This window comes from Neisseria sp. P0009.S007 (assembly GCF_051962515.1).
In genome coordinates, this window is sequence record NZ_JBQCVF010001010.1 from 1 (window position 1) to 320 (window position 320).

General features: G+C 53.1%; 1 protein-coding gene. It reads left to right on the plus strand.

Annotation, left to right across the window (positions count from 1 at the left end; genetic code table 11):
* Positions 1 to 214, plus strand: a 214-nt coding sequence (locus tag ACTHS3_RS17545; RefSeq protein ID WP_440368702.1) for a phosphatidate cytidylyltransferase, incomplete at its 5' end; no start/stop codon positions are given.
* Positions 215 to 320: the final 106 nt, after the last annotated feature.

Genomic DNA, 320 nt, shown 5'->3' on the forward strand with positions numbered 1-320 from the left:
GTTTAGCCACGGACAAGCCGCCGCTATCGGTTTCGTCGTCTGCCTGATGGGTTTCTTCGGCGGGCTGGTGATGTCCGCCATCAAACGCGACTACGGCGTTAAAGACTGGGGCAACATGATACGCGGCCACGGCGGTATGCTCGACCGCGTAGATTCCATCTGCTTCGCTGCGCCCGTGTTCTTCCACATTGTCCGGTATTATTGGAACGGTTGAATCTGCTGTTGATCGTTCTGCTTGAGGCCATGCAAAAAGGTCGTCTGAAAACTGTTTTCAGACGACCTTTTGTCTTTGCCGCACACTATTTCACAATATCCGACAG